22 protein-coding genes are annotated in these 20,504 nt (G+C 76.1%); 10 read left to right on the forward strand and 12 right to left on the reverse strand.

Going from position 1 to position 20,504, the window contains the following annotated elements; genetic code table 11:
• Positions 1-4 precede the first annotated feature (4 nt).
• Positions 5-595, reverse strand: coding sequence for a hypothetical protein (locus ACPFP2_RS01165; protein WP_424085133.1), 591 nt, complete (start codon positions 593-595; stop codon positions 5-7).
• Between the two features lie 292 nt (positions 596-887).
• On the opposite strand from ACPFP2_RS01165, the gene ACPFP2_RS01170 reads away from it, so the two are divergent.
• A complete protein-coding gene (locus ACPFP2_RS01170; RefSeq protein WP_424085135.1) occupies positions 888-1,229 on the forward strand; it encodes a hypothetical protein in 342 nt (113 codons plus the stop codon).
• 69 nt (positions 1,230-1,298) lie between these two features.
• Here ACPFP2_RS01170 and ACPFP2_RS01175 read toward each other — a convergent pair whose 3' ends face one another.
• Entirely contained in the window at positions 1,299-2,639 is a 1,341-nt protein-coding gene (locus tag ACPFP2_RS01175; protein ID WP_424085137.1) for a PHB depolymerase family esterase, read from the reverse strand.
• 291 nt (positions 2,640-2,930) lie between these two features.
• Here ACPFP2_RS01175 and ACPFP2_RS01180 point away from each other — a divergent pair, with 291 nt between their 5' ends.
• Positions 2,931-3,827: a DUF4231 domain-containing protein gene (locus ACPFP2_RS01180; RefSeq protein ID WP_424085139.1), complete on the forward strand. Its 897-nt coding sequence runs from the start codon at positions 2,931-2,933 to the stop codon at positions 3,825-3,827.
• A gap of 4 nt (positions 3,828-3,831) precedes the next feature.
• Here the strand turns inward: ACPFP2_RS01180 and ACPFP2_RS01185 are convergent, their stop codons facing one another.
• The gene (locus ACPFP2_RS01185; protein WP_424085141.1) at positions 3,832-5,064 is read right to left on the reverse strand and encodes an acetyl-CoA hydrolase/transferase family protein; all 1,233 of its coding nucleotides are present in this window, start codon (positions 5,062-5,064) and stop codon (positions 3,832-3,834) included.
• A gap of 229 nt (positions 5,065-5,293) precedes the next feature.
• On the opposite strand from ACPFP2_RS01185, the gene ACPFP2_RS01190 reads away from it, so the two are divergent.
• A complete protein-coding gene (locus tag ACPFP2_RS01190) occupies positions 5,294-7,567 on the forward strand; it encodes a heavy metal translocating P-type ATPase (RefSeq protein ID WP_424085143.1) in 2,274 nt (757 codons plus the stop codon).
• 43 nt (positions 7,568-7,610) lie between these two features.
• On the opposite strand, the gene ACPFP2_RS01195 is transcribed toward ACPFP2_RS01190, so the two are convergent.
• Positions 7,611-7,820 (reverse strand): SHOCT domain-containing protein, encoded by a 210-nt coding sequence (locus ACPFP2_RS01195; RefSeq protein ID WP_424085146.1) that lies wholly within the window; start codon positions 7,818-7,820, stop codon positions 7,611-7,613.
• 203 nt (positions 7,821-8,023) lie between these two features.
• Between ACPFP2_RS01195 and ACPFP2_RS01200 the strand changes: the two genes are divergently transcribed.
• From ACPFP2_RS01200 to ACPFP2_RS01210, 3 genes are all read left to right on the forward strand, one after another.
• Complete coding sequence (locus tag ACPFP2_RS01200; RefSeq protein ID WP_424085148.1) at positions 8,024-8,428, forward strand: four-helix bundle copper-binding protein; 405 nt, start codon at positions 8,024-8,026, stop codon at positions 8,426-8,428.
• 107 nt (positions 8,429-8,535) lie between these two features.
• Positions 8,536-8,973 carry a TlpA family protein disulfide reductase gene (locus ACPFP2_RS01205; protein WP_424085150.1) on the forward strand — a complete coding sequence of 146 codons (438 nt, stop codon included), beginning with the start codon at positions 8,536-8,538 and terminating at the stop codon, positions 8,971-8,973.
• A gap of 158 nt (positions 8,974-9,131) precedes the next feature.
• Positions 9,132-9,569, forward strand: coding sequence for a DUF4395 domain-containing protein (locus tag ACPFP2_RS01210; RefSeq protein WP_424085152.1), 438 nt, complete (start codon positions 9,132-9,134; stop codon positions 9,567-9,569).
• Positions 9,570-9,632: 63 nt separating this feature from the next.
• On the opposite strand, the gene ACPFP2_RS01215 is transcribed toward ACPFP2_RS01210, so the two are convergent.
• Both ACPFP2_RS01215 and ACPFP2_RS01220 read right to left on the reverse strand, forming a co-directional pair.
• Positions 9,633-10,160, reverse strand: coding sequence for a hypothetical protein (locus ACPFP2_RS01215; protein ID WP_424085154.1), 528 nt, complete (start codon positions 10,158-10,160; stop codon positions 9,633-9,635).
• The gene (locus ACPFP2_RS01220) at positions 10,153-11,445 is read right to left on the reverse strand and encodes a molybdopterin-dependent oxidoreductase (protein ID WP_424085676.1); all 1,293 of its coding nucleotides are present in this window, start codon (positions 11,443-11,445) and stop codon (positions 10,153-10,155) included. The genes ACPFP2_RS01215 and ACPFP2_RS01220 overlap by 8 nt, the downstream gene beginning before the upstream one ends.
• A 311-nt stretch (positions 11,446-11,756) precedes the next feature.
• On the opposite strand from ACPFP2_RS01220, the gene ACPFP2_RS01225 reads away from it, so the two are divergent.
• Positions 11,757-12,818: an NAD-dependent epimerase/dehydratase family protein gene (locus ACPFP2_RS01225; protein ID WP_424085156.1), complete on the forward strand. Its 1,062-nt coding sequence runs from the start codon at positions 11,757-11,759 to the stop codon at positions 12,816-12,818.
• A 37-nt stretch (positions 12,819-12,855) separates the two neighbouring features.
• Here the strand turns inward: ACPFP2_RS01225 and ACPFP2_RS01230 are convergent, their stop codons facing one another.
• Entirely contained in the window at positions 12,856-14,271 is a 1,416-nt protein-coding gene (locus tag ACPFP2_RS01230; protein ID WP_424085158.1) for a hypothetical protein, read from the reverse strand.
• Between the two features lie 145 nt (positions 14,272-14,416).
• Here ACPFP2_RS01230 and ACPFP2_RS01235 point away from each other — a divergent pair, with 145 nt between their 5' ends.
• From ACPFP2_RS01235 to ACPFP2_RS01245, 3 genes are read left to right on the forward strand one after another with little or no spacing between them, the layout of a single operon-like run.
• Positions 14,417-15,091 (forward strand): glycosyltransferase family 2 protein, encoded by a 675-nt coding sequence (locus ACPFP2_RS01235; protein ID WP_424085160.1) that lies wholly within the window; start codon positions 14,417-14,419, stop codon positions 15,089-15,091.
• The gene (locus ACPFP2_RS01240) at positions 15,088-15,768 is read left to right on the forward strand and encodes a TIGR04282 family arsenosugar biosynthesis glycosyltransferase (RefSeq protein ID WP_424085162.1); all 681 of its coding nucleotides are present in this window, start codon (positions 15,088-15,090) and stop codon (positions 15,766-15,768) included. The genes ACPFP2_RS01235 and ACPFP2_RS01240 overlap by 4 nt, the downstream gene beginning before the upstream one ends.
• Positions 15,765-16,394, forward strand: coding sequence for a class I SAM-dependent methyltransferase (locus ACPFP2_RS01245; protein ID WP_424085164.1), 630 nt, complete (start codon positions 15,765-15,767; stop codon positions 16,392-16,394). The genes ACPFP2_RS01240 and ACPFP2_RS01245 overlap by 4 nt, the downstream gene beginning before the upstream one ends.
• A gap of 35 nt (positions 16,395-16,429) precedes the next feature.
• On the opposite strand, the gene ACPFP2_RS01250 is transcribed toward ACPFP2_RS01245, so the two are convergent.
• From ACPFP2_RS01250 to ACPFP2_RS01270, 5 genes are all read right to left on the reverse strand, one after another.
• Positions 16,430-17,458, reverse strand: a complete 1,029-nt coding sequence (locus ACPFP2_RS01250) for a sensor histidine kinase (protein ID WP_424085166.1) — start codon at positions 17,456-17,458, stop codon at positions 16,430-16,432.
• Complete coding sequence (locus tag ACPFP2_RS01255) at positions 17,451-18,146, reverse strand: response regulator transcription factor (RefSeq protein ID WP_424085168.1); 696 nt, start codon at positions 18,144-18,146, stop codon at positions 17,451-17,453. The genes ACPFP2_RS01250 and ACPFP2_RS01255 overlap by 8 nt, the downstream gene beginning before the upstream one ends.
• Positions 18,147-18,247: 101 nt before the next feature.
• The gene (locus tag ACPFP2_RS01260) at positions 18,248-19,051 is read right to left on the reverse strand and encodes a zf-HC2 domain-containing protein (protein WP_424085170.1); all 804 of its coding nucleotides are present in this window, start codon (positions 19,049-19,051) and stop codon (positions 18,248-18,250) included.
• Between the two features lie 12 nt (positions 19,052-19,063).
• Positions 19,064-19,615: a sigma-70 family RNA polymerase sigma factor gene (locus ACPFP2_RS01265; protein ID WP_424085677.1), complete on the reverse strand. Its 552-nt coding sequence runs from the start codon at positions 19,613-19,615 to the stop codon at positions 19,064-19,066.
• Between the two features lie 150 nt (positions 19,616-19,765).
• On the reverse strand, positions 19,766-20,503 hold the full coding sequence (locus ACPFP2_RS01270; protein ID WP_424085172.1) for a RibD family protein: 738 nt from the start codon (positions 20,501-20,503) through the stop codon (positions 19,766-19,768).
• Between the last annotated feature and the right edge of the window lies 1 nt (position 20,504).

The raw sequence follows: 20,504 nt of genomic DNA on the forward strand, positions 1-20,504 counted from the left end.
CCGGTCAGCCGGCGGACGGGGCGAGGGTCAGCCGCCGACGGCTCTCGTGGGTGCAGCTGCACTGCATCTGCCGCAGCTCGCCGTCGTTCGGCCGCAGGTGCAGGTACATCGCGATCAGCATCGGGAGGAAGACGACGGAGTTGTAGAACAGGTGCAGCTCGACGCGGGGCACGACGAGCTGGGCCAGGCTGGTCGGGACGGTCGTCCCGGGCAGCAGGAAGCCCATCTGGACCTGCGCCAGCAGCAGCAGGTGCTCGACGTGGTGCCAGAACTGGATCACCAGGGCGACCGTCCACCAGGTGCGGGCCCTGCCGACGAAGCCGGGTCGCAGGGCGAACAGGCCGATCAGCATGACGATCGCGTACCCGTAGTGCAGCCACTCGGAGCTGACCAGCCACGGGAACGGCATGCCCAGCACGCCTCGTGCCTGGGGACGGGCCCAGCCCAGACCCCAGATCTGGAACGCCTGGACCAGGTGCTCGGCCCAGTGGCCCAGCACGATGACCATGTACAGCCCGAGAACCGCGCGATGGTGCCTCTCGTTGATCGCGCCGATCAGACCGCGCCGCGAGGTGTGCCCCTTGGCCACTGTCATGTGTGCACTCCATCCAGAAGGGCCGGACAACTCAGCGAACACACTAGGTGTCACCACGTGACGACGCTTATTCGTCCGTGCGCAGTTGCGGTGACCGGAATCGACCATGCCCACCCCGACGTCCACGTCGACGGGACGGGCGGCGCGGCGATGAGTTTTCCGGCCCCCGGCCGTCATACCACCAACGGAGTCGGACGCGGCGCCAGGCCGCCAGTCGAAGCGGAGAGCGGTCCGTGACTGTGGTTCAGGCGGGGCGGCCCCCGCGCGCTGGTGCCCCCTGCCCGTCCGGCCCGTGCGCCGCCCGCTGATGGACGACGGCGAGGGACCGCTCTCCTTCCTGCACTCCCGGCTCGGGCCGGACATGGAGATGCGGGTGGTGGCCCTGCCGCCGGGCGGCGCGCTCGACTACGACGAGGCCGACTGGCGCGACGCCATCGTCGTGGTCGAGCAGGGCCAGGTCGAGTTGGAGGCGGTGGGCGGCACACGCCAGATCGTCGGGTGCGGCGACGTGCTGTGGTTGGCCGCGTTGCCGCTGCGGGCGCTGCACAACCGGGGCGCGGTGACGGCGACGCTGGTGGCGGTCTCGCGCCGGGCCCATTCGGGTCCCCCCGGCGGCGAGCCCCCGCCGGGCTGACCCGCGCGACGGCGGACGCCGTCGCGGCGGCGGGCGACACGACGCCCGCCGCCGCCGACCGGAGTCGGGTCAGGCGGTCGCGCAGGGCGATCCGTTGAGGGTGAACGAGGTGGGCCGCGCGGTGTTGCCGGTGTGGGTGGCCTGGAAGCCGATGGTCACCGACGTGTTCGGCGCGATGGTGCCGTTGTAGGAGACGTTACGGGCGGTCACCGCTCCGCTCGTCGGGGCGTACGTCGCGTTCCAGCCGTTGGTGATGGTCTGCCCGGCCGGCAGGGTGAACGCCAGGCTCCAGCCGTTGACCGTGATGGTGCCGGTGTTGGTGACGGTCACCGACGCGGTCAGCCCGGTGTTCCAGGCGTTGACCGTGTAGTCCACCCGGCACGGGCCGGACGTCGGCGGGGTGGTGGGCGGCGGGCTGCTGGGCGGCGGCGACGTGGGCGGCGGGCTGCTCGGCGGCGGCGTGGTGGGCGGCGGCGAGGTGGGCGGGGTGCTGGTGTCGAGGCCGAAGAAACGGATCGCCTGGGCGGCGTCGACCGGCAGGTTGTGCGACACGCCCTGCATGCTGATCGCCTCGACCGGCGCCTGGCCGCCGCTGCTCCCGTACCGGGTGCGGGTGTAGCCGGACTGCGGGGTGTCCGTGTACGTCGGCGTCTGGCTCAGGCCGTGCACGTCGGTCCACTGCTTGATCTCTTCGGTGAAGTTCTGGTAGCGCAGCACCTCGTCGTTCGTGCCGTGCCAGAGCTGCATCCGGGGCCGCTTGCCGGTGTACCCCGGGTACGCGTTGCGGACCAGGTCGCCCCACTGCTGCGGGGTCCGGACGACCTGACCGTTGGCGCACTCGCTGTTCCACTCCGAGCCGTTGGTGGTGGCGAAGCACCCGAAGGGGACGCCGGAGAAGGCGGCGCCGGCCGCGAACACGTCGGGGTAGAGCCCCAGCAGCACGTTGGTCATCATCGCGCCGGACGAGATGCCGGTGGCGAAGATCCGGTTCGGGTCTACGGGGTACCGCTGCCGGACGTGGTCGATCATCGACTTGATGCCGACCGGGTCGCTGCCGCCGTCGCGCCGCAGCGCCTGCGGCGAGGAGACGTCGAAGCACTGGCTGCTGCGGGTCACCGACGGGTAGACCACGATGTAGCCGTACCGGTCGGCCAGTGCCGCGTACTGGGTGCCGGAGTACATGGCCGGGCCGGTGCCGGTGCAGTAGTGCACCGCGACCAGCAGCGCCGGCTGCGGCGCGACCCGGTCCGGGACGTACAGGTACATCCTGAGGTTGCTGGGGTTGGCGCCGAAGTTCGTCACCTCGGTCAGCGCGGCCGCCGATGCCGGCGCGGGGACGGACACGGCGGCCAGCGCGGTCAGCGCGGCGGCGGCCAGGGCGGCGCCGATCAGTCTGAGCCTGGATCTCATGGGATGGGGTTCCTCCGGATAGGCCGATGGGTCGGGGTTCCGATCGAGGCTGCCCGGCGCCCGATCATGTCCGGCTCAGGAACATCAACAAGTATGGATAGGCCCGGATTGGGGTGGCAAGGCTGCCCGGCGCTCCGGAACTTTCGGACATTGATCTGGATGGGCATGCTGGAATCGTGGCGATCCCGAGTGGACGGAGCCGCCCGGCCCGCCGGCCGGGTGACGCCACCGGGCCGACGGACCGTGGTCCCCGGAGCCGGCGCCGGCGAGGGAGGCAGGGGGGTGGTGGGGATGGAGCAGGTCGACACGTCCGCCGTGGCGGGTGTGTGGCGGGAGCACCGGCGGTGGTCCCGGGCGGCGGGCGCGGTCAAGCGGAGCATCGTGATCTGGCGCGGCGCCGCGCTGGCGGCCGGGCTCTGCGGCGCGGTGCTGGCCACCGCCGCCGTGCAGGTCGGGCCGGGCAGCCCGGTGGGGCGGGCGATGGCCCTGCTGAGCGCGGTGGCGCTGGCCGTCGTCCCGGTGGTGCGGGTGTCCCGCCTCGGTAGGGACCGGGTCGAGGCGTGGACCCGGGTCCGGGCCACCAGCGAGGCCCTCAAGGCGCAGGTGTACCTCCACCTCGCCGGTGCGCAGCCGTACGACGGGCCGGACCGCGACCAGCGGCTCAGGGCCGTGGCCGGGGCGGTCGAGGACGACGTGGCGGACCTGGCCGGCCTGACGCTGACCGTCGCCGACGCCGACACCCCGCTGCCCGCCGTGCGCGACGGTGACGACTACGCCGCCCGCCGGCTGCGCCCCCAGATCGACGGCTACTACCGTGCCGGAGCGGCTCGGCACCAGCGCCGGCTCACCCGGTTCCGGACGGCGGAGTTCGTCGTCGCGGCCCTCGGCGCGGCGCTCGGGGCGGTCGCCGCCACGACCGGAGCCGGTGGCGTCGGCGCGTGGGTCGCGGTGGTGACGGTGGTGGGCGCGTCGCTCACCGCGCACGTCTCCGCCGCCCGGTACGAGCACCTGGTGGTGTCGTACCTGGCGACCGCCCGGCAGCTGCGCGCGCTGCTCGAGGGATGGGAGGCGACGGCGGACCGGACGCCCGCCGCCGCCGGGGCGTTCGTACGGGCCTGCGAGGAGGCGATCGCCCGGGAGAACCAGAGCTGGCTGGCCGCCTGGACGCACGACGACGAGCCGAGGTGAGCGCTCAGCGCAACGGCAGCCCCAGCCGCCGACCCGCCTCGCGCAACCCGTCGCGCGCGTCCGGGTGGGCGGCCCGGTCGACCAGCTCCTGTGCCTGCGTGACGGCGTCCCGACCCCACAGCGCCGCGCACCCCTGCTCGGTGACGATCGCGCTGTGCTGGAACGACGTCACCGGCCCGGAGAGCAGCGGGACCACGGTGGACACGTCCGCCTTCGGGTGCCAGGACCGCAGCGCCACGATCGCCTGCCCGCCGGGGGAGTGCAGCGCGCCGACGATGAAGTCGGTCTGCCCGCCGAAGCCGGAGTAGACCCGGGTGCCGATCCGGCTGGCGTTGGCCTGGGCGAACAGGTCCACCTCCAGGGCGCTGTTCACCGACACCAGGCGGGGGTTCCGGGCGATCCGTCCGGGGTCGTTGGTCTGCTCGGTTCGCAGCATCCGTACCCGTGGGTTGCCGTCGACCCAGTCGTACAGCTCGTCGGAGCCGAAGCAGAAGGAGGCGGTGACCGGGGCGTCCGGGTCCAGGGCGCCGGCCTTCTCCAGGGCCAGCACGCCGTCGCTGAACATCTCCGACCAGATCCGCAGCCCTCGCCGGCCGGTCAGCGCCAGCAGGGTCGCGTCGGGGATGCCGCCGATGCCGAGTTGCAGCGTGGCCTGCTCGGGCACGAGGGTGGCCACCCGCGCGCCGATGGCCGCGCTGACCGGGTCGCGCTCGGTGGCGGCGGGCACCGGCAGCGGCTCGTCGACCTCCACCACCAGGTCGACCGCGTCCAGGGGCAGCATCGCGTCCCCGTACGTCACCGGCATCTGCCGGTTGGCCTGCGCGACCACCAGGGCGCCCCGGGCGTGCGCCGCCTCGATCGCCGCCGGCAGGATGTTGACCTCGACGCCGAGGCTGAGGGTGCCGCCGTGCGGCACCGTGGTGTGCAGCAGCACCACGTCGGGCGCGAGCCGGTCATGCAGCAGCGCCGGCACCAGGGACAGCCGGCTCGGCAGGTACGACAGGCGGGGGTGCCCGCGCATGCCGGCGCCGACGAAGGACGTCTCGTAGTCGACCCCCTCCCGGTCGGGGATGCCGCGCGGGGCGTTGAGCATGTACAGCCGGTACCGCTCGACGGCGGCGTCCAGCAGCCCGAGGGCCCGCATCGGCGCGGCGTGGTTGCCGCCGGCCACCACCCGTGGCCGGTCGGGCAGTCGCCCGAACGCCGCCGCCAACTCCGTTTCCGACACCACGCGCATGACACTCCGCCCGTCGAATTCCTGTTCCGACGGGAGCATGCCGCCGGGGAAGTCCCGCCGGACAGGGCCGGAGGTCCGTGAGCCGGCTCACCGGGGGGCCGGTCCGCCGGTGGCGCCGGTCGATGCGCAGGTCAGGGAGCCGCCGGGCCGGAGTCGGAGCCAGGTACCCCCAGGGGGTACTTGCGGCATACCCCCTAGGGGTATAGCGTCAGGTGCGGAGGTGGACGGCATGACTGACGAGCACACGACTCACCGGCACGGATCCCACGACCACGGCACCCACGGCGCGGCGGTGGCCACGTCCTCGCACGACCCGCACGACTCCGGATCCCACCCGCGCCGCGACGGGCCCGACTCGGCGTCCCACGCCGCAGCCGGCGACCACGGTCACGCGGACGGGCACGGCCGCCCCCGCGGCCACGGTCGAGCGGGTGCGCACGGCGGCCACGGCCACGCCGGGCACCACGGTCACGCGGGTGGGCACGGCCACGCCGGCCACGACAAGCACGCCGGGCACGACCCGGAGCAGTTCCGCCGCACGTTCTGGCTGAGCCTGGCCCTGACCCTGCCGATCGTGGCGACCAGCCACATGGTCATGGACTGGTTCGGCTACTCCCTCGACTTCCCCGGCATGGCCTGGGTCGGCCCGGTCCTCGGCACGGTGGTCTTCGGCTACGGCGGCTGGCCGTTCCTGGCCGGCGGCGTCCGCGAGGTCCGCGACCGGGCGCCGGGCATGATGCTGCTGATCTCGATGGCGATCACGGTCGCGTACGGGGCCTCGCTGGCGACCAGCCTCGGCGCGTTCGACCTGGACTTCTGGTGGGAGTTGGCCGCCCTGGTCACCATCATGCTGCTGGGCCACTGGCAGGAGATGAAGGCGATCGGCCAGGCGCAGGGCGCGCTCGCCGCGCTGGCCGCCCTGCTCCCGGACGACGCCGAGCGGGTCGAGCCGGACGGCGCGGTGCGCCCGGTGCCGGTGGCCGACCTGGGCATCGGCGACGTGGTCCTGGTCCGCTCCGGCGGGCGGGTCCCCGCCGACGGCCGGATCGTGGCGGGCGCCGCCGAACTGGACGAGTCGATGATCACCGGCGAGTCCCGCCCGGTGCCGCGGGGCGTGGGTGACCGGGTGGTCGCCGGCACCGTCGCCACCGACTCGGCGCTGCGGGTCCGGGTCGACGCCGTCGGCGAGGACACCGCGCTGGCCGGGATCGGCCGGCTCGTCGCCCAGGCGCAGGCGTCCAGCGGCCGGGCCCAGGCGCTCGCCGACCGGTTCGCCGCGATGCTCTTCTACGTCGCGACCGTCGCCGCGCTGGTCACCTTCGTCGGCTGGTGGGCGTTCGGCGACGTCGACGAGGCGGTGGTCCGGACCGTGACGGTGCTGGTGATCGCCTGCCCGCACGCCCTCGGGCTGGCCATCCCCCTGGTGATCGCGCTCTCCACCGCGGTGTCGGCCCGGGCCGGCATCCTGGTCAAGGACCGGCTGGCCCTGGAGCGGATGCGCACCGTCGACGCCGTCCTGTTCGACAAGACCGGCACCCTGACCATGGGCGCGCACACCGTCACCGGAGCCGTCGGGGCCGACGGCCTCGACGAGGACGACGCGCTGCGGATCGCCGCCGCGGTGGAGGCCGACAGCGAGCACCCGCTGGCCCGGGCGATCGTCACCGCCGCCGAGGCGCGCGGGCCCGTCCCGGCCGCCGGTGACTTCCGCTCGATGACCGGTCGCGGCGTCCGCGCCGTGGTGGGGGACGAGGCGTACGCCGTCGGCGGCCCTGCGCTGCTGCGCGAACTCGACGTGACCGTGCCGCAGGACCTGGTCGCGGCGACCGAGGGGTGGTCCCGTCGGGGCGCGGCGGTGCTGCACCTGCTCCGGCTGCCGACGCACGGCCGGCCGACGGCGGTCGGCGCGTTCGCCCTGGAGGACGAGGTGCGCCCCGAGGCCCGCGAGGCGATCGCCGAGCTGCGCGACCAGGGCGTCCGGAAGATCGTCATGATCACCGGTGACGCCCGGCCGGTCGCCGAGGCGGTCGCCGCCGACCTGGGCTTCCGCCCCGGCGTGGACGAGGTCTTCGCCGAGGTGCTGCCCGCCGACAAGGACCGGGCGGTGGCCGACCTGCAGGCCCGGGGACTGACCGTGGCAATGGTCGGCGACGGCGTCAACGACGCCCCCGCCCTGGCCCGCGCCGACGTCGGGGTGGCCATCGGCGCCGGCACCGACGTGGCGATCGAGTCCGCCGGGGTGGTGCTCGCCTCCTCCGACCCGCGCGGCGTCACCGGGGTGATCCGGCTGTCCCGGGCGTCGTACCGGAAGATGATCCAGAACCTGGCCTGGGCCGCCGGGTACAACGTGGTGGCGATCCCGCTCGCGGCCGGTGCGCTCGCCTGGGCCGGCGTCGCGCTCAGCCCCGCCGTCGGGGCGGTGCTGATGTCCGCCTCCACCATCGTGGTGGCGCTCAACGCGCAGCTGTTGCGCCGGGTCCGGCTCACCCCGGGCCGGCGCTGAGACGGACCGCACCGCGCCCCGACCGCCGCCGCGACGCCCCCGCTCAGCCGAGGGCGTCGCGGCGGCGCCGGTACTCCTCCTCGTCGATCTCGCCGCGTGCGTAGCGTTCGTCGAGGATCTGCCGGGCGGAGCGGGCTTTCGGCTGCGGACCTCCCGCGACGGCCCGGACCACCAGCACCGCGAGGACCACCAGGGCGGCCACCACCAGCAGCGGCCAGATCCACATCCAGCCCGCCATTCCCGTGCCGTGCATCGTCGGTCCCCTCCCACGGCGTCCCGGCTCCCCCCGCGTCCGTCCACGCTACGGCCGTCCGGACCCGCCGGGCGGTCGTCCGGCTCCGGTCCGCCCGGACGGGTGGCCGCTCGCAGCCTCCGGACGACCGCATCCGGCATGGCCTCCGGCCGGTCGGGTACGGCATCGGAAGGAGATTCCACGAGACGAGCAGGAGGCCGACCATGACCACGACCATGCCGATGCTGGAGACCTACCCGCGGACCATCGACCTGGACCGGGCGAAGCTGGCGGCGGCCATCGAGGCGATCAACGCCTGCGCGCAGGCCTGCACCGCCTGTGCCGACGCCTGCCTGAGCGAGGAGATGGTCGCCGAGCTGACCAAGTGCATCCGGACCAATCTCGACTGCGCCGACGTCTGCGCCGCCACCGCCCGGGTGCTGTCCCGACACACCGGCTATGACGCCAACCTGAGCCGCGCCCTGGTGGAGGCGTGTGCCACGGCCTGCCGCTCCTGCGGCGACGAGTGCGCCGCCCACGCCCAGATGCACGAGCACTGCCGGATCTGCGCCGACGCCTGCCGCGCCTGCGAGCGGGCCTGCCGGGACCTGCTCGCCACCATGAGCTGACCGGGCCCGCACCCCGCCGGCCGTCCGAGGCCGACCTGCCCCGGCGCGGGCTCCCGGCCGGCGGGACGGTCGGGACGCCCCGACGACGACTGTGGCAGGCTGGAGCGGTGCGCGTGTCGATGACCGGGGTCGTCGTGGTGGTGGCCGTCCTGATGGCCGCCACCGCCTTCGGCGTGTGGCGTCGGCGTCGCGACGGCCGGCTCCGCGCCGCGTCAGCCGCCGCGCCCGGCCACGCCGCGCTCGACACCCTCGGCGTACGGTCCGGCGAGGTCACCCTGGTGCAGTTCTCCGCCCCGGTCTGCGCGCCCTGCCGGGCCACCCGACGGGTGCTCGAACAGGTCACCGGTGACGTCGGAGGGGTACGCCTGCTGGAGGTCGACGCCGAGCGGCACCTCGACGCGGCACGGGCGCTGGACGTCTGGCGTACCCCCACCGTGCTGCTGGTCGACGGCGCGGGTCGCGTGGTGCGCCGCGCCGCCGGGGTGCCGGCCCCCGACGAGTTGACCGCCGCCCTGCGGCCGCTGCTGACGCAGGCCCGGCGATGACCGGCGTGCGGTTGACCCGCCGGCGCACGGTGGACCACGGCTGGCTCTCGGCCAGCCTCTGTCCGGGCTTCCGCTCCGCCTGACGTCTCCGCCCCCGCGCGCCCGCCGGTCCAACCGGTCCGGGCGGTCGCGCCCTCGTCGCCGAACGGAATCCCCGCATGCTGCTCGATCCTCGCGCGCCCCGGTTCGCCGCGGCCGTCACCACCGTCGTCCTCGCCGCCGCGCTGGTCACCGGCGCGGTGCCGGTGCTGCTCGCCCAGGCGGCAGTCTTCGCGCTCACCGCCGCCAACCCGCGTCTCGGCCCGTACTCGCTGGCCTGGCGGGTGCTCGTCGCGCCGCGGCTCGACCCGCCGACCGAACTCGAACCCGCCGCTCCGGTGCGCTTCGCGCAGCTCGTCGGGCTGGTCTTCACGCTGCTGGCGATCGCGGGAGCGCTGACCGGCGCGCCGGTGCTCGCCCTGGCGGCGACCGGCGCGGCGCTCGCCGCCGCCTTCCTCAACGTCGCCTTCGACCTCTGCCTCGGCTGCGAGGCGTACCTGGCGTTGCGCCGGGTGACCGGCCGGCCGGTCACCGCCCGGGTGCCGGTCGGTCCCTGACCGCCCGACCCCGATCAGAGGTGCCCCGGGCCGGGACACCGCCCGTAGCCGCGACGGCGTCGGTCAGGCCCCGGCCCGGCCGCCCCGCAGCCGGCGGAGCGCGTAGATCGCCCCACTGGCGGCGAAGAGTACGGCGGTGAGCGCCAGCCAGCGGTCCAGCAGCGGGCTGGGCGTCAGACCCGTCGCCGCCGCATAGGTGTCGCCGCCGAGCCCGAGCACACCCGGCAGGTACACCAGCAGGAGCAGTCCGGCGGCGAGCGCCGGGACCCGCACGTGGTTCAGCGCCGACGGCCGCCCGCCGTCCCGCACCGGCGCGTCGCCCGGCCGCCCGGCCACGCCGGGCTCGTCGCCCGGCGTGCGGGGCGCGTCGTCCGGGCGTAAAGCACGCCGCAGGGCGCGGTCCGCCAGCGCGTACGCCGGGAACAGGAGCAGGTCGTGGGCGACGACCGCGCCGAGGAACCAGAGCAGCATGCGCCCGGCGGTCGGCTCCCCGGCCAGCCGCAGCGCGATCCCGCCGGTGACCGCGAAGCAGCCGAACAGCAGCAGCAGGTGCCAGGGGGCCGCGCCGTAGCGACGCCGGAACTCAACCACCGCCGGCCCCCTCGAAGGTGATCTCCCGGACCCACTTGGTGCAGTGCACCCCCGGCAGCGCCGGCACGATGATCCGCGCCGGCCAGCCGTGGTCGGGGGAGAGGTCGACCCCGTTGACCCGCAGCGCGAGCAGCGAATCGCCGTCGAGGACCTGGCCGGCGGTGAGCGCGGCCCGGTTGAACAGGCCGGCGCGTTCCAGCGAACGGACCCGCGCGGTGTCCGGCGCGGGCACGCCGGCCAGGGCGGCCAGGTCACGCAGCCGTACTCCGGTCCAGGTCTGTGTGGTCGACCAACCCTCCACGCAGGCGATCGGCAGCCGGGCGGTGTGCTGGGCCATCGCCAGCAGCGCCGGCCGGTCCAGCTCGACCGTCCGCCCGGCGGCACGCAGCGTCAGCCGCCACCCGTCGCCGGTCTCGTCGGCACCGACACCGGCCGCGGCGGCGGTCCGGTTGACCGGGAAGCCGTTCGGTCCCTCGCCGGGCTGCCGGCCCCGGGGCAGCAGCAGGGCCGTGCGGCGCAGCGGGCCGTCCAGGCTCTGCCCGACGGTCAGCACCGCCAGCAGCGCCGCGCCGCCGCCGGTCAACGCCAGTACGCCGCGCCGGCTCATCGTCGCCGGGCCGGGCCGTCGGGCCACCAGACCGTCCGGATCCGCCGGCTCCGGCCCGGTCCGTCCGACCGGGGTACCCGTGAGGCCCGGCCCGCGCAGCGCGGCGACCAGCCGGGGCAGCTTGATCGCCACGTGGGTGACCAGGGCCGCGGTGAAGACCCAGGCGCCGTACCAGTGCGCGGTGTAGAAGTCGAACCCGAACAGGTAGGCGTACTGGACGTTGAGCAGGCCGGTGGCCGTTTCGAAGAGGATCCCGCCGACGAGCAGGAGCAGCGACAGCCGCTCCAGCACCTGGGCCGTCGAGCGGGCCGGCGGCCAGGCGAACAGCTTCGGCACCACCGACCACAGCTTCGCCAGCACCACCGGGACCAGCACGATCCCCAGCGTCACGTGCAGCCCCTGGGTGAGCCGGAACAGCCAGGCCGGACGGGTCGGCCAGTCGAAGACGGGCGGTCGCAGCCAACCCACGTCGCGCGGGAACGCCTGGTCGAGGCGGGGGCCGTAGGCGATCCAGTCCAGCAGGCCGGTGAGCATCACCAGCGGCAGCGTGGCGAGCAGCACCGCACCGAGCACCGAGGTCAGCCACTCACCGCGTACCGGGCTGCGCCAGGCGTCGGCGACGGCGTCGGCACCGGGCGGACGGCGTCGGTCCAGCGCCCGCCACAGCCGCGCCGGCACGGCGTACCCGGTGGGCGCGTCCGGTCGGCCGGACCCGGCGGCGCCCGGACCACCGGGATCGCCTCGCCGGGCGGACCCGCCGTGGCCGGCGGTCGGCGGTGGATCGGGCGGCGGCGTGGACACGGGACCTCCTGTCGGTCGCCGACTCCCGCCTCTCGTGGGCAGGACGTCATCCCGAACGCTAGACGTCGCCGCCGCCGGCGGATCCGCTTCGCCGCATTACCGAAGGCTTACCGGCGGTGCCTTACGGAGTGCTGACGTCGTCGCCGAACCGGCCCGCCGGGCACCGCGGCCGGCCTAGCCTGACCGGCATGCGGGTACTGGTCACCGGCGCGGCCGGCTTCATCGGATCGCAGGTCGCGGACCTGCTCGTCGCCGAGGGGCACGAGGCGGTGTGCCTGGACGCGCTGCTGCCCCAGGCACACGGGGGCGGGCTGCCCGAGTGGTCCCGCCGGCACGCCCCGGTCGTCGGGGACGTCCGCGATCCCGTGCTGCTCGACCGGCTGCTGTCCGGTGTCGACGCGGTCTGCCACCAGGCGGCCATGGTCGGACACGGGCTCGACCCGTCCGACGCCCCCGACTACGCCAGCCACAACGACTACGGCACGGCGGTGCTGCTCGCCGCGATGCACCGGGCCGGGGTGTCCCGCCTGGTGCTGGCCAGTTCCATGGTGGTCTACGGCGAGGGGCGCTACGAGTGTGGCCGGCACGGGGCCGTCCGTCCCACCGCCCGCCGCCCCGCCGACCTGGCCGCCGGCCGGTACGACCCGACCTGCCCGCACTGCGCCGGCACCCTCGCCCCCGGTCTGGTCGGCGAGGACGCCCCGCTGGAACCGCGCAGCACGTACGCGGCCAGCAAGCTGGCCCAGGAACACCTGGCCGCCGCCTGGGCCCGGCAGACCGGCGGCGGGGTGTGGGCGCTGCGGTACCACAACGTCTACGGCCCCCGGATGCCCCGCGACACCCCGTACGCCGGGGTGGCCTCGATCTTCCGCTCGGCCCTGGCCGACGGGCAGCCGCCCCGGCTGTACGAGGACGGCCGGCAGCGGCGGGACTTCGTGCACGTCACCGACGTGGCACGGGCGAACCTGTTGGCGCTCACCGCGCCGCCGCCGGACGGCCTGGTCCCGGTCAACGTCTGCTCCGGTGAGCCGCACACCGTCGGCGACCTCGCGGCAGCGCTCGCCTCGGCGATGGACGGCCCCGCCCCGGTGGTGGTCGGCGGGGCCCGGGCGGCCGACGTGCGGCACGTGGTCGCCGACCCCCGCCGGGCGCGGGAGTTGCTCGGCTACACCGCCGTGGTCGGCTTCGTCGACGGGGTGACCGCCTTCGCCACCGACCCGCTGCGCGACCCGGCCGCCGTGGCCGGCTGACCCGGCCTGCTTGGCCGGCCGATCCGGCCGGCGGCGCTCAGGAGACGGTGAACAGCAGGTGGTTGACGGCCAGCGCGGTGGCCGCCTGCCCGGCCAACCACCAGCGCCGGGCCGGTGCGGGCAGGTGCGCGGTGGCGACCAGCGCCCAGACCACGAACGGCAGCCAGATCCGCTCCACCTCGGCCTTGCTCATCCCGGACAGGTCCGCCGCGACGACCGCCAGCGCGGCGGCCGCCGGCAGGGCGACCGTCGGGCCGAGCGCCCGGACCCGGTCGGCGGGCACGGACCACCGCCACCGACCTGCCCGCGCGCCGTCGGCCGTGGCGCCCCACCGGCCCGCCCGGGCGGCCAGCAGGGTGCGCCGCACCGCCGGCCCGAGCACCGGCCCCGCCGAGAGCAGCAGCGCCGCCAGGTTCGCCCAGATCCAGTAGACGTACGGCCGGTCGGCGGCCCAGCCCTGGTAGTAGCGCTGCACCACCCGGTCGTACCCCTCCCACCAGGCGAAACCGCCCAGGGTGAAGGCCACCACCACCGCGCCGACCCCGACCGCCCCGGCGAGCAGGGCCCGGGCCCGGCCCGTCGGGCGCAACGCCAGCGCCGCCAGGGCGAGCGGTCCGACGAGCACGAAACCGTACGACAGGTACAGCGCGCAGCCGAGCAGCAGTCCGCCGGCCAGCGCCGCGCCCGGTCCGCGCACCACCAGCAGGGCCAGCCCGGCGGCGACCACGCCGGTGAAGAGGCCGTCCGCCGAGGCGCCCACCCAGACCGCGCCCGGCAGCAGCACCAGGAACGGCAGCACGCTGCGGGCCGCGTCGGCCGCGCCCAGCGCCCGCAGGGCGGCCGGGACGCTCACCGTCACCGTCGCCCCGACCAGGACGCAGGCCAGCGCGGCGGCCGTGCCGCCACCGAGGCCGACCCGGTCCAGCCCGACGAAGACCAGCAACGCGCCCGGCGGGTGCCCGGCGGTGTGGGTCGACCAGGAGTCCGGCTGGAAGTCGAGGATCCGGTCGGCGAAACCGGCCAGCATCCGGGGCACGTCGGTCACTCCGGGCACCTCGTGCAGGTACTCCGCCTGCACGGTGAGCCGCCGGGTGAACCCCGCCGACCAGCCGTCGACCAGCGCCAGCGCGAGCGTCCAGGCGGTCGCCGCCAGCCAGCCGGCGGCCAGCAGCGGCCCCCACCGGGCGGTCCGCGCCCAGCGCGTGCCGGGACCGAGCACGGCGAGCGCCACCAGCACCGCGGCCGGCGTGCCCCAGCCGGCGTGCGGCTGCCAGGTGGCGTAGAGCGGAGCGGCGTCGGCGTGCAGGCCCACGCCCCGGTGGTTGAGCACCGCGCCGACCGCCACGGCGGCGAGCAGCAGCGCCGCCTCGACGCCCAGCACGACCAGGTCGCCCCGGTCCCGTCTCGGCTGCCGGTCGGCGCTGCGGCGGTCGGCGAGGGTGGCGGGTCTCATGTCGACCGGACGGTACGCACCACCGGCCGCGCCCGTCAGCGGAACCGCCGGTCCGTCACCGGATGGTAAGGAATCCCTGGTCGGTAAGGGTTCCGTAAGGCAGATCAGGACTCCGGCGGCCCGGCGTGGACCTAGCGTCGGCGGCATGCCGACTCAGATCGACGTGGTGCTGCCCTGCCTGGACGAGGCCGCCGCCCTGCCCGGCGTGCTGGCCGCGCTGCCGCCCGGCTACCGGGCGATCGTGGTGGACAACGGCTCCCGGGACGGCTCGCCGGAGGTGGCCGCCCGGCACGGCGCCCGGGTGGTGCACGAACCCCGCCGGGGGTACGGCGCGGCCGTGCACGCCGGTGTCGAGGCCGCCGGTACGGAGCTGGTCTGCGTGCTCGACGCCGACGGCTCGTTCGACCCGGGGGAGCTGCCCGCCCTGGTCGCCCCGGTCGCCGCCGGCGTCGCCGACCTCGCGGTGGGCCGTCGCCGGCCGGTGCGGGCCGGAGTCTGGCCGTGGCACGCCCGGGCCGGCACCGCGCTGGTCGCCGCGCTGCTGCGGCACCGGGGCGTGCCGCTGCGGGACCTCAGTCCGATCCGGGTGGCCCGCCGCGAGGCGCTGCTCGGGCTCGGCGTCACCGACCGGGCCTTCGGCTACCCCCTGGAACTGCTGATCCGCGCCGCCGCCGCCGGCTGGCGCATCCACGAGCGGGACGTCGCGTACGCCCCGCGGGCCGCCGGCACCCGCTCCAAGGTCTCCGGCTCGGTACGCGGCACGCTGCGCGCCACCCGGGACTTCGCCGCCGTGCTGCGCAGCGTGGACGGCCCCCGGTGACCGTGCTGCTGGTGGTGGCGAAGGCGCCGGTGCCCGGCGCGGTGAAGACCCGGCTCTGCCCGCCCGCCACGCCCGACCGGGCGGCCCGGATCGCCGCCGCCGCGCTGCGCGACACCCTGGACGTCGTCGCCGCCACTGCGGGGGTGACCCCGGTGCTGGCGCTGGCCGGCCGCCTCGCCGACGGGGTGGACGCCGCCGCGCTGACCGCCGCCACGGCCGGGTGGACCGTCCTGCCGCAGCGCGGCGTCGACCTGGCGGAGCGGCTCGCGTGCGCCCACGCCGACGTCGCGGACGCGTTCCCGGGGCGGGCGGTGCTCCAGGTCGGCATGGACACCCCGCAGCTCACCCCGGCGTCGCTGGCCGGGGCCGTACGCCGGCTGGCCGACGTCGACGCGGTGCTGGGCCGGGCCGCCGACGGCGGCTGGTGGGCGCTGGGCCTGCGCGACCCCCGGCGGGCCGCCGTGCTGCGGGCGGTGCCGATGTCCACCGCCGACACCGGCCGGCTCACCCGGGCGGCGCTGACCCGGGACGGGGTGCGGGTCGCGCCGCTGCCGGTGCTGCGCGACGTGGACGGCTGGGCCGACGCGCTCGCCGTCGCGGCGGCGACCCCGGGCGGCCGGTTCGCCCGGCAGGTCGCCGCGGTCCGGCGCGAGCTGGTGGTGGGAGGCCGACGGTGAGCATCGACGGCTTCGCCACCGCGCTGCGTGACCGTGACGCCGGCAGGCACTGGCTGGTGGGGCCGGACGGGGTCCGCCGCCGCCTGCCGGTCGACCGGTGGCACGGCCCGGCGGAGCCGGCGACCGTCCCGGTGGTGGCCCGCTGCGCCGGCCCGACGCTGGACCTGGGCTGCGGGCCCGGCCGGCTCACCGTGGCGCTGACCCGGGCCGGGCTGACCGCGCTCGGCGTCGACGTCTCGGCGCGGGCGGTGGCGCTGACCCGGTCCCGTGGCGCGGTCGCCGTGCGGGCAGACCTGTTCGATCCGCTGCCGGCGGAGGGCCGCTGGGCGCACGTCGTGCTGCTCGACGGCAACATCGGCATCGGCGGCGACCCGGTGGCGCTGCTGGCGCGCTGCCGGGCGCTGCTCCGTCCGGCCGGCACCGTGCTGGTCGAGGTGGACCCGCCCGGCGCGGGGGCCTGGCAGGGTCTGGCGCACGTGGTGTCGGGGCGGGGCCGGGGGCCGGTGTTCCGCTGGGCGCGGCTGGACGCCGGCGCGACGCCCGACGCGGCGGCGTCGGCGGGCCTGGCGGTGCGTGAGGTGTTCCGCGCCGGCCGGCGCTGGTTCGCCGAACTGACCCGTCCCTGACCGGGCCGGTGCACCGGGCGCGGCGGGCGGCCCGGTCAGGCGTGCGCCAGCGGCAGCCGGACCACGAACCGGCACCCGCCGGAGACGTTCTGCACGTCCACCCGGCCGCCGTGCGCCTCGACCAGCCCGCGCACGATCGCCAGGCCCAGCCCGCCGGAGCCCTCGACGCCGCCGTTGCCCGGCCGGGGGGTGCGGGCCGGTTCGCCCCGGAACGCCACGTCGAACACCCGGGGCAGGTCGGTCTCCGGGATGCCGCCGCAGGTGTCGGCGACGGCCAGCCAGGCGTCGTCGCCGTCGCGGCCGGCGTCGACCCGTACGGTGCCGTCCTCCGGGGTGTAGCGGACCGCGTTGAGCAGCAGGTTGCCCACCACCCGGGCCAGTTCCGGCTCGCTGGCGCTCACCGTGGGCCAGCCGGAGTCGGCGGCGACCAGGTGGATCCGGCGGGCCGCGGCCAGCGGCGCGGTGCCGGCGAGGGCGTCGGACACCACGTCCCCCAGCGGCACGGCGGACAGCGACAGCCGCAGCGCCCCCGCGTTGATCCGGGACAGCTCGAACAGGTCGTCGACGAGGCGGGTCATCCGGTCGGTCTCCACCCGGATCCGGCGGTGGTACTCGTCGACCGTGCGCCGGTCGGCGACCACCCGGTCCTCCAGCGCCTCGGCCATCGCGCGTAGCCCGGCCAGCGGCGTGCGCAGGTCGTGCGACACCCAGGCGACCAGATCACGGCGGCCCTTCTCGATCCGCCGCTCCCGCTCCCGCGCCTGGTCGGCCCAGACCGCCGCCGCGGCGAGCCGCCGCCCGAACAGCCAGCCGACGCCGAGGCTCACCACCGCCGCCGCGGAGACGGTGATCAGCACGACCTCCAGGTCGTGCGGGGAGAGGAACATCGCCTCGGCGATCACCGCGACGCCGGCCACCACCGCGCTGACGGTCATCGCCAGCAGCACGGTGATGTGCACGGTGATCGACCGGCCGCGCAGCAGCCGCAGCGCGCCCGCCCCGAGCAGCCCGACGGCGCAGGCCGCCGCGAGGGCCGCGCCGAAGATCAGTGCGAGGTCAGCCATCGACCGGCTCGTACCGGTAGCCGACACCCCAGACCGTGACGATCCGGCGGGGATCGGCCGGGTCCGCCTCGACCTTCTCCCGCAGCCGGCGCACGTGCACGGTGACCGTGGACTGGTCGCCGAACTGCCAGCCCCACACCCGCTCGAGCAGTTCGGCGCGGCGGAACGCCCGCGCCGGGTGCCGCATCAGGTGGGCCAGCAGGTCGAACTCGCGTAGCGTCAGGGACAGCTCACGGCCGTGCAGCCGGGCCACCCGGGGGCCGGTCTCGACGGTCAGGCCCCCGTCGGAGAGCACCTCCGGCGCCACGCCGGCCGGCTCACCACCGGCGCGGCGCAGCACCGACCGGACCCGCAGCACCAGCTCACGCGGGGAGAAGGGCTTGCTCAGGTAGTCGTCCGCGCCCAGTTGCAGGCCGAGGATCCGGTCCGCCTCGTCGCCGCGCGCGGTCAACATCACGATGGGTACGCCGTCCGGCCGCTCCCGCAGCCGCCGGCAGACCTCCAGCCCGTCCAGCCCGGGCAGCATCACGTCGAGGACCACCAGGTGCGGCGGGGCGGCGGCCACGGCGGCCAGCGCGGCGAGGCCGTCGGCGACGTGCTCCACCCGGTAGCCGGCGTGCTCCAGGTAGCGGCAGACCACGTCGCTGACCGTCCGGTCGTCGTCGACCACCAGCACCCGTTGCGTCATCGCCCCGCCTCCCCACGTGCCGGGTCAGCGTAGCCGCGCGCGGCCGGCGCGGCGGGACGCCTGATGCTTGCGAACTCCTTACGCCCGCCGCGCGGGCGGCGTCAGGCGGCGGACCGGTCGGCGTCGGCCTGCTCCGCCGGGTCGGCGACCGGTGCAACGGCGACCGCGGCCCGCGCGCCGTACGGCGGGGCGGGGCGGGGCCCCACCGCCGGCTGCTCGGCCTCGTCGAGGCGCAGCCGCCACCGTGACCGTCCGGCCCGCCCACCGACCGGCGGCGGCCGGCCCGCGCGCAGCGCCGGGTGGGACAGCAGCGCCGTCACCACCCAGCCGCCGAGCAGGAGGGCGTGGCTGACCAGCCGGGACAGGTCCACTCGCGCGGTGAGCAGGTCGTTGACCGACAGCAGCACCAGGGTGGCGACGAACGCGCTGAGCGTCGGCAACAGACCCGCCGGTGGGGTCCGGCGCAGCGCCACGAAGACGAAACCCGCCCCCACGGCGACGTTCCAGGCGGCCGCCTCGTGCCACAGGTGCTGCCCGGCCGGGTGCAGGTGGTCGGTGAGCGCGCCCCGGCCGGCCTGCGCCAGCCCGAGGACCAACTGCCCGGCGCCGAGCACGCCGAGCGCCACCCGCAGCGCGGCCACCAGCCGGACCCGCCACCCGGCCAGCCGGCGCGGTGGCGGCGCGGCGGCGAGGATGGCGTCGGTCAGGTCGGGCAGCGGGGTCGCCGCCCGGGTACGCACCCGCCGGTTGACCGCCGCGGCCCCGTCCAGCCAGTCCCGGCAGTCGGCGCAGCCGTCGAGGTGCCGCTGCGCGGCGGTGGCCTCCTCGGCGCTCTCCTCACCGTCCAGCCGGGCCGACAGGATCTCCCGCCAGCTCGCGCACCGCACGTACCGGAGGTCGTTCATCAGGTCCCGCCGTCAGCCGACGCGTCCCGCGCGCCGGCCGGTACGCCCCTCGACGGCCGCGACCAGGTCCTCCCGGGCGCGGGCGACCCGGGACCGGATGGTGCCCACCGGGCAGCCGCACACCTCGGCCGCCTCGGCGTAGGACAGGCCGAGGACCTGGGTGGCGACGAACGCCTCCCGCCGCTCCGCCGGCAGCTCCCGGAGCAACTGGTCGAGGACGACCCCGTTCTCGAACCGCCCGTCCGCCGGCGGCTCCCGGCCGTCGAGAGCGGTGACCTCCGGCCGGGCGCGGGCCGCGCGCAGATGGTCGGCGGCGACCCGGCGGGCGATGCTGAAGAGCCAGGTCCGGGCCGAGGAGCGGCCGGCGAAGCGGGGCAGCGAGCGCATCGCCCGCAGATAGGTCTCCTGCACCAGGTCGTCGGTCTCCGCCGAGGCGAGCAGGTGGCGCAGGAAGCGCCAGGTCTGCGCCTGCGTGGCCCGGACGAACGCTGCCAGGGCCTGCCGGTCACCCTGACCGGCGGCCAGCGCCCAGGCGGTCACCTGGCCGTCGTCCTCCTCCGCGATCACCCTGACCTCCGTCCACCGGCAGCCCGTCGTCCGACGGCTCGACTGTACGACGGACAGTAGTAGATCGTCGGTCGGCTGCGCCCGATGGTACGGACGGACACGCCTGGTGGTTCAACCGCGACGAGCGGTCACCCGCGGTAACCTGCGTCACTCGCCGTCGCAGCGCTCCGAGAGGGCGTACCGCACCAGCACCACGTCGCCGATCTGGCGGACCTCGGCCACCCGGGCCCGCCGCCCCGGGTGCCAGGGGAACCGGCCGTCGCCGACGAAGCGCGGCGCCCGGCCGTCGCCGACGAAGAACGGGGCGACGACCAGGTGCAACTCGTCGGCGAGCCCGGCGCCGAGGAACTGGGCGTGCACCGTGCCGCCGCCCTCCACCATCAGCCGCCGCACCCCCCGGGCGGCCAGGTCGGCCAGCACGACGTCGTGCGACAGGGGATCTCCCGCGTCGATCACGGTGGCCAGGCCGTCCAGCAGCTCGGTGGTCTTCTCCACCGCCGGCGACGCGCAGTAGACGAGCTTGTCGGCGTCGCCGACGGTGAAGAACCGGGCCTGCGGGTCGAGATCGCCGCGGGCGGTCAGGGTGACCTTCACCGGCGACGGCGCCAGCCCCCGCGCCACCCGCGCCCGGCGCAGCCCCTCGGAGCGGATCACCAGGCGTGGGTCGTCGCAGCGGACGGTGCCCGCGCCGACCAGGATGGCGTCGCAGCCGGCCCGGACCGCGTCGATGCGCGCCAGGTCCTCGTCGTTCGACAGCAGCAGCCGCTGCTCGGTGGCGTCGTCGATGTAGCCGTCGATCGACGTGGCGCAGCTGAGCAGCACGTACGGCCGCCCGGTCGACGCCGGGACCGCGGCGACCGCCGCCGGGTTCGGTGCCGCGTCCATG

This window comes from Micromonospora citrea, from assembly GCF_049629545.1.
GTDB lineage: Bacteria > Actinomycetota > Actinomycetes > Mycobacteriales > Micromonosporaceae > Micromonospora > Micromonospora citrea_A.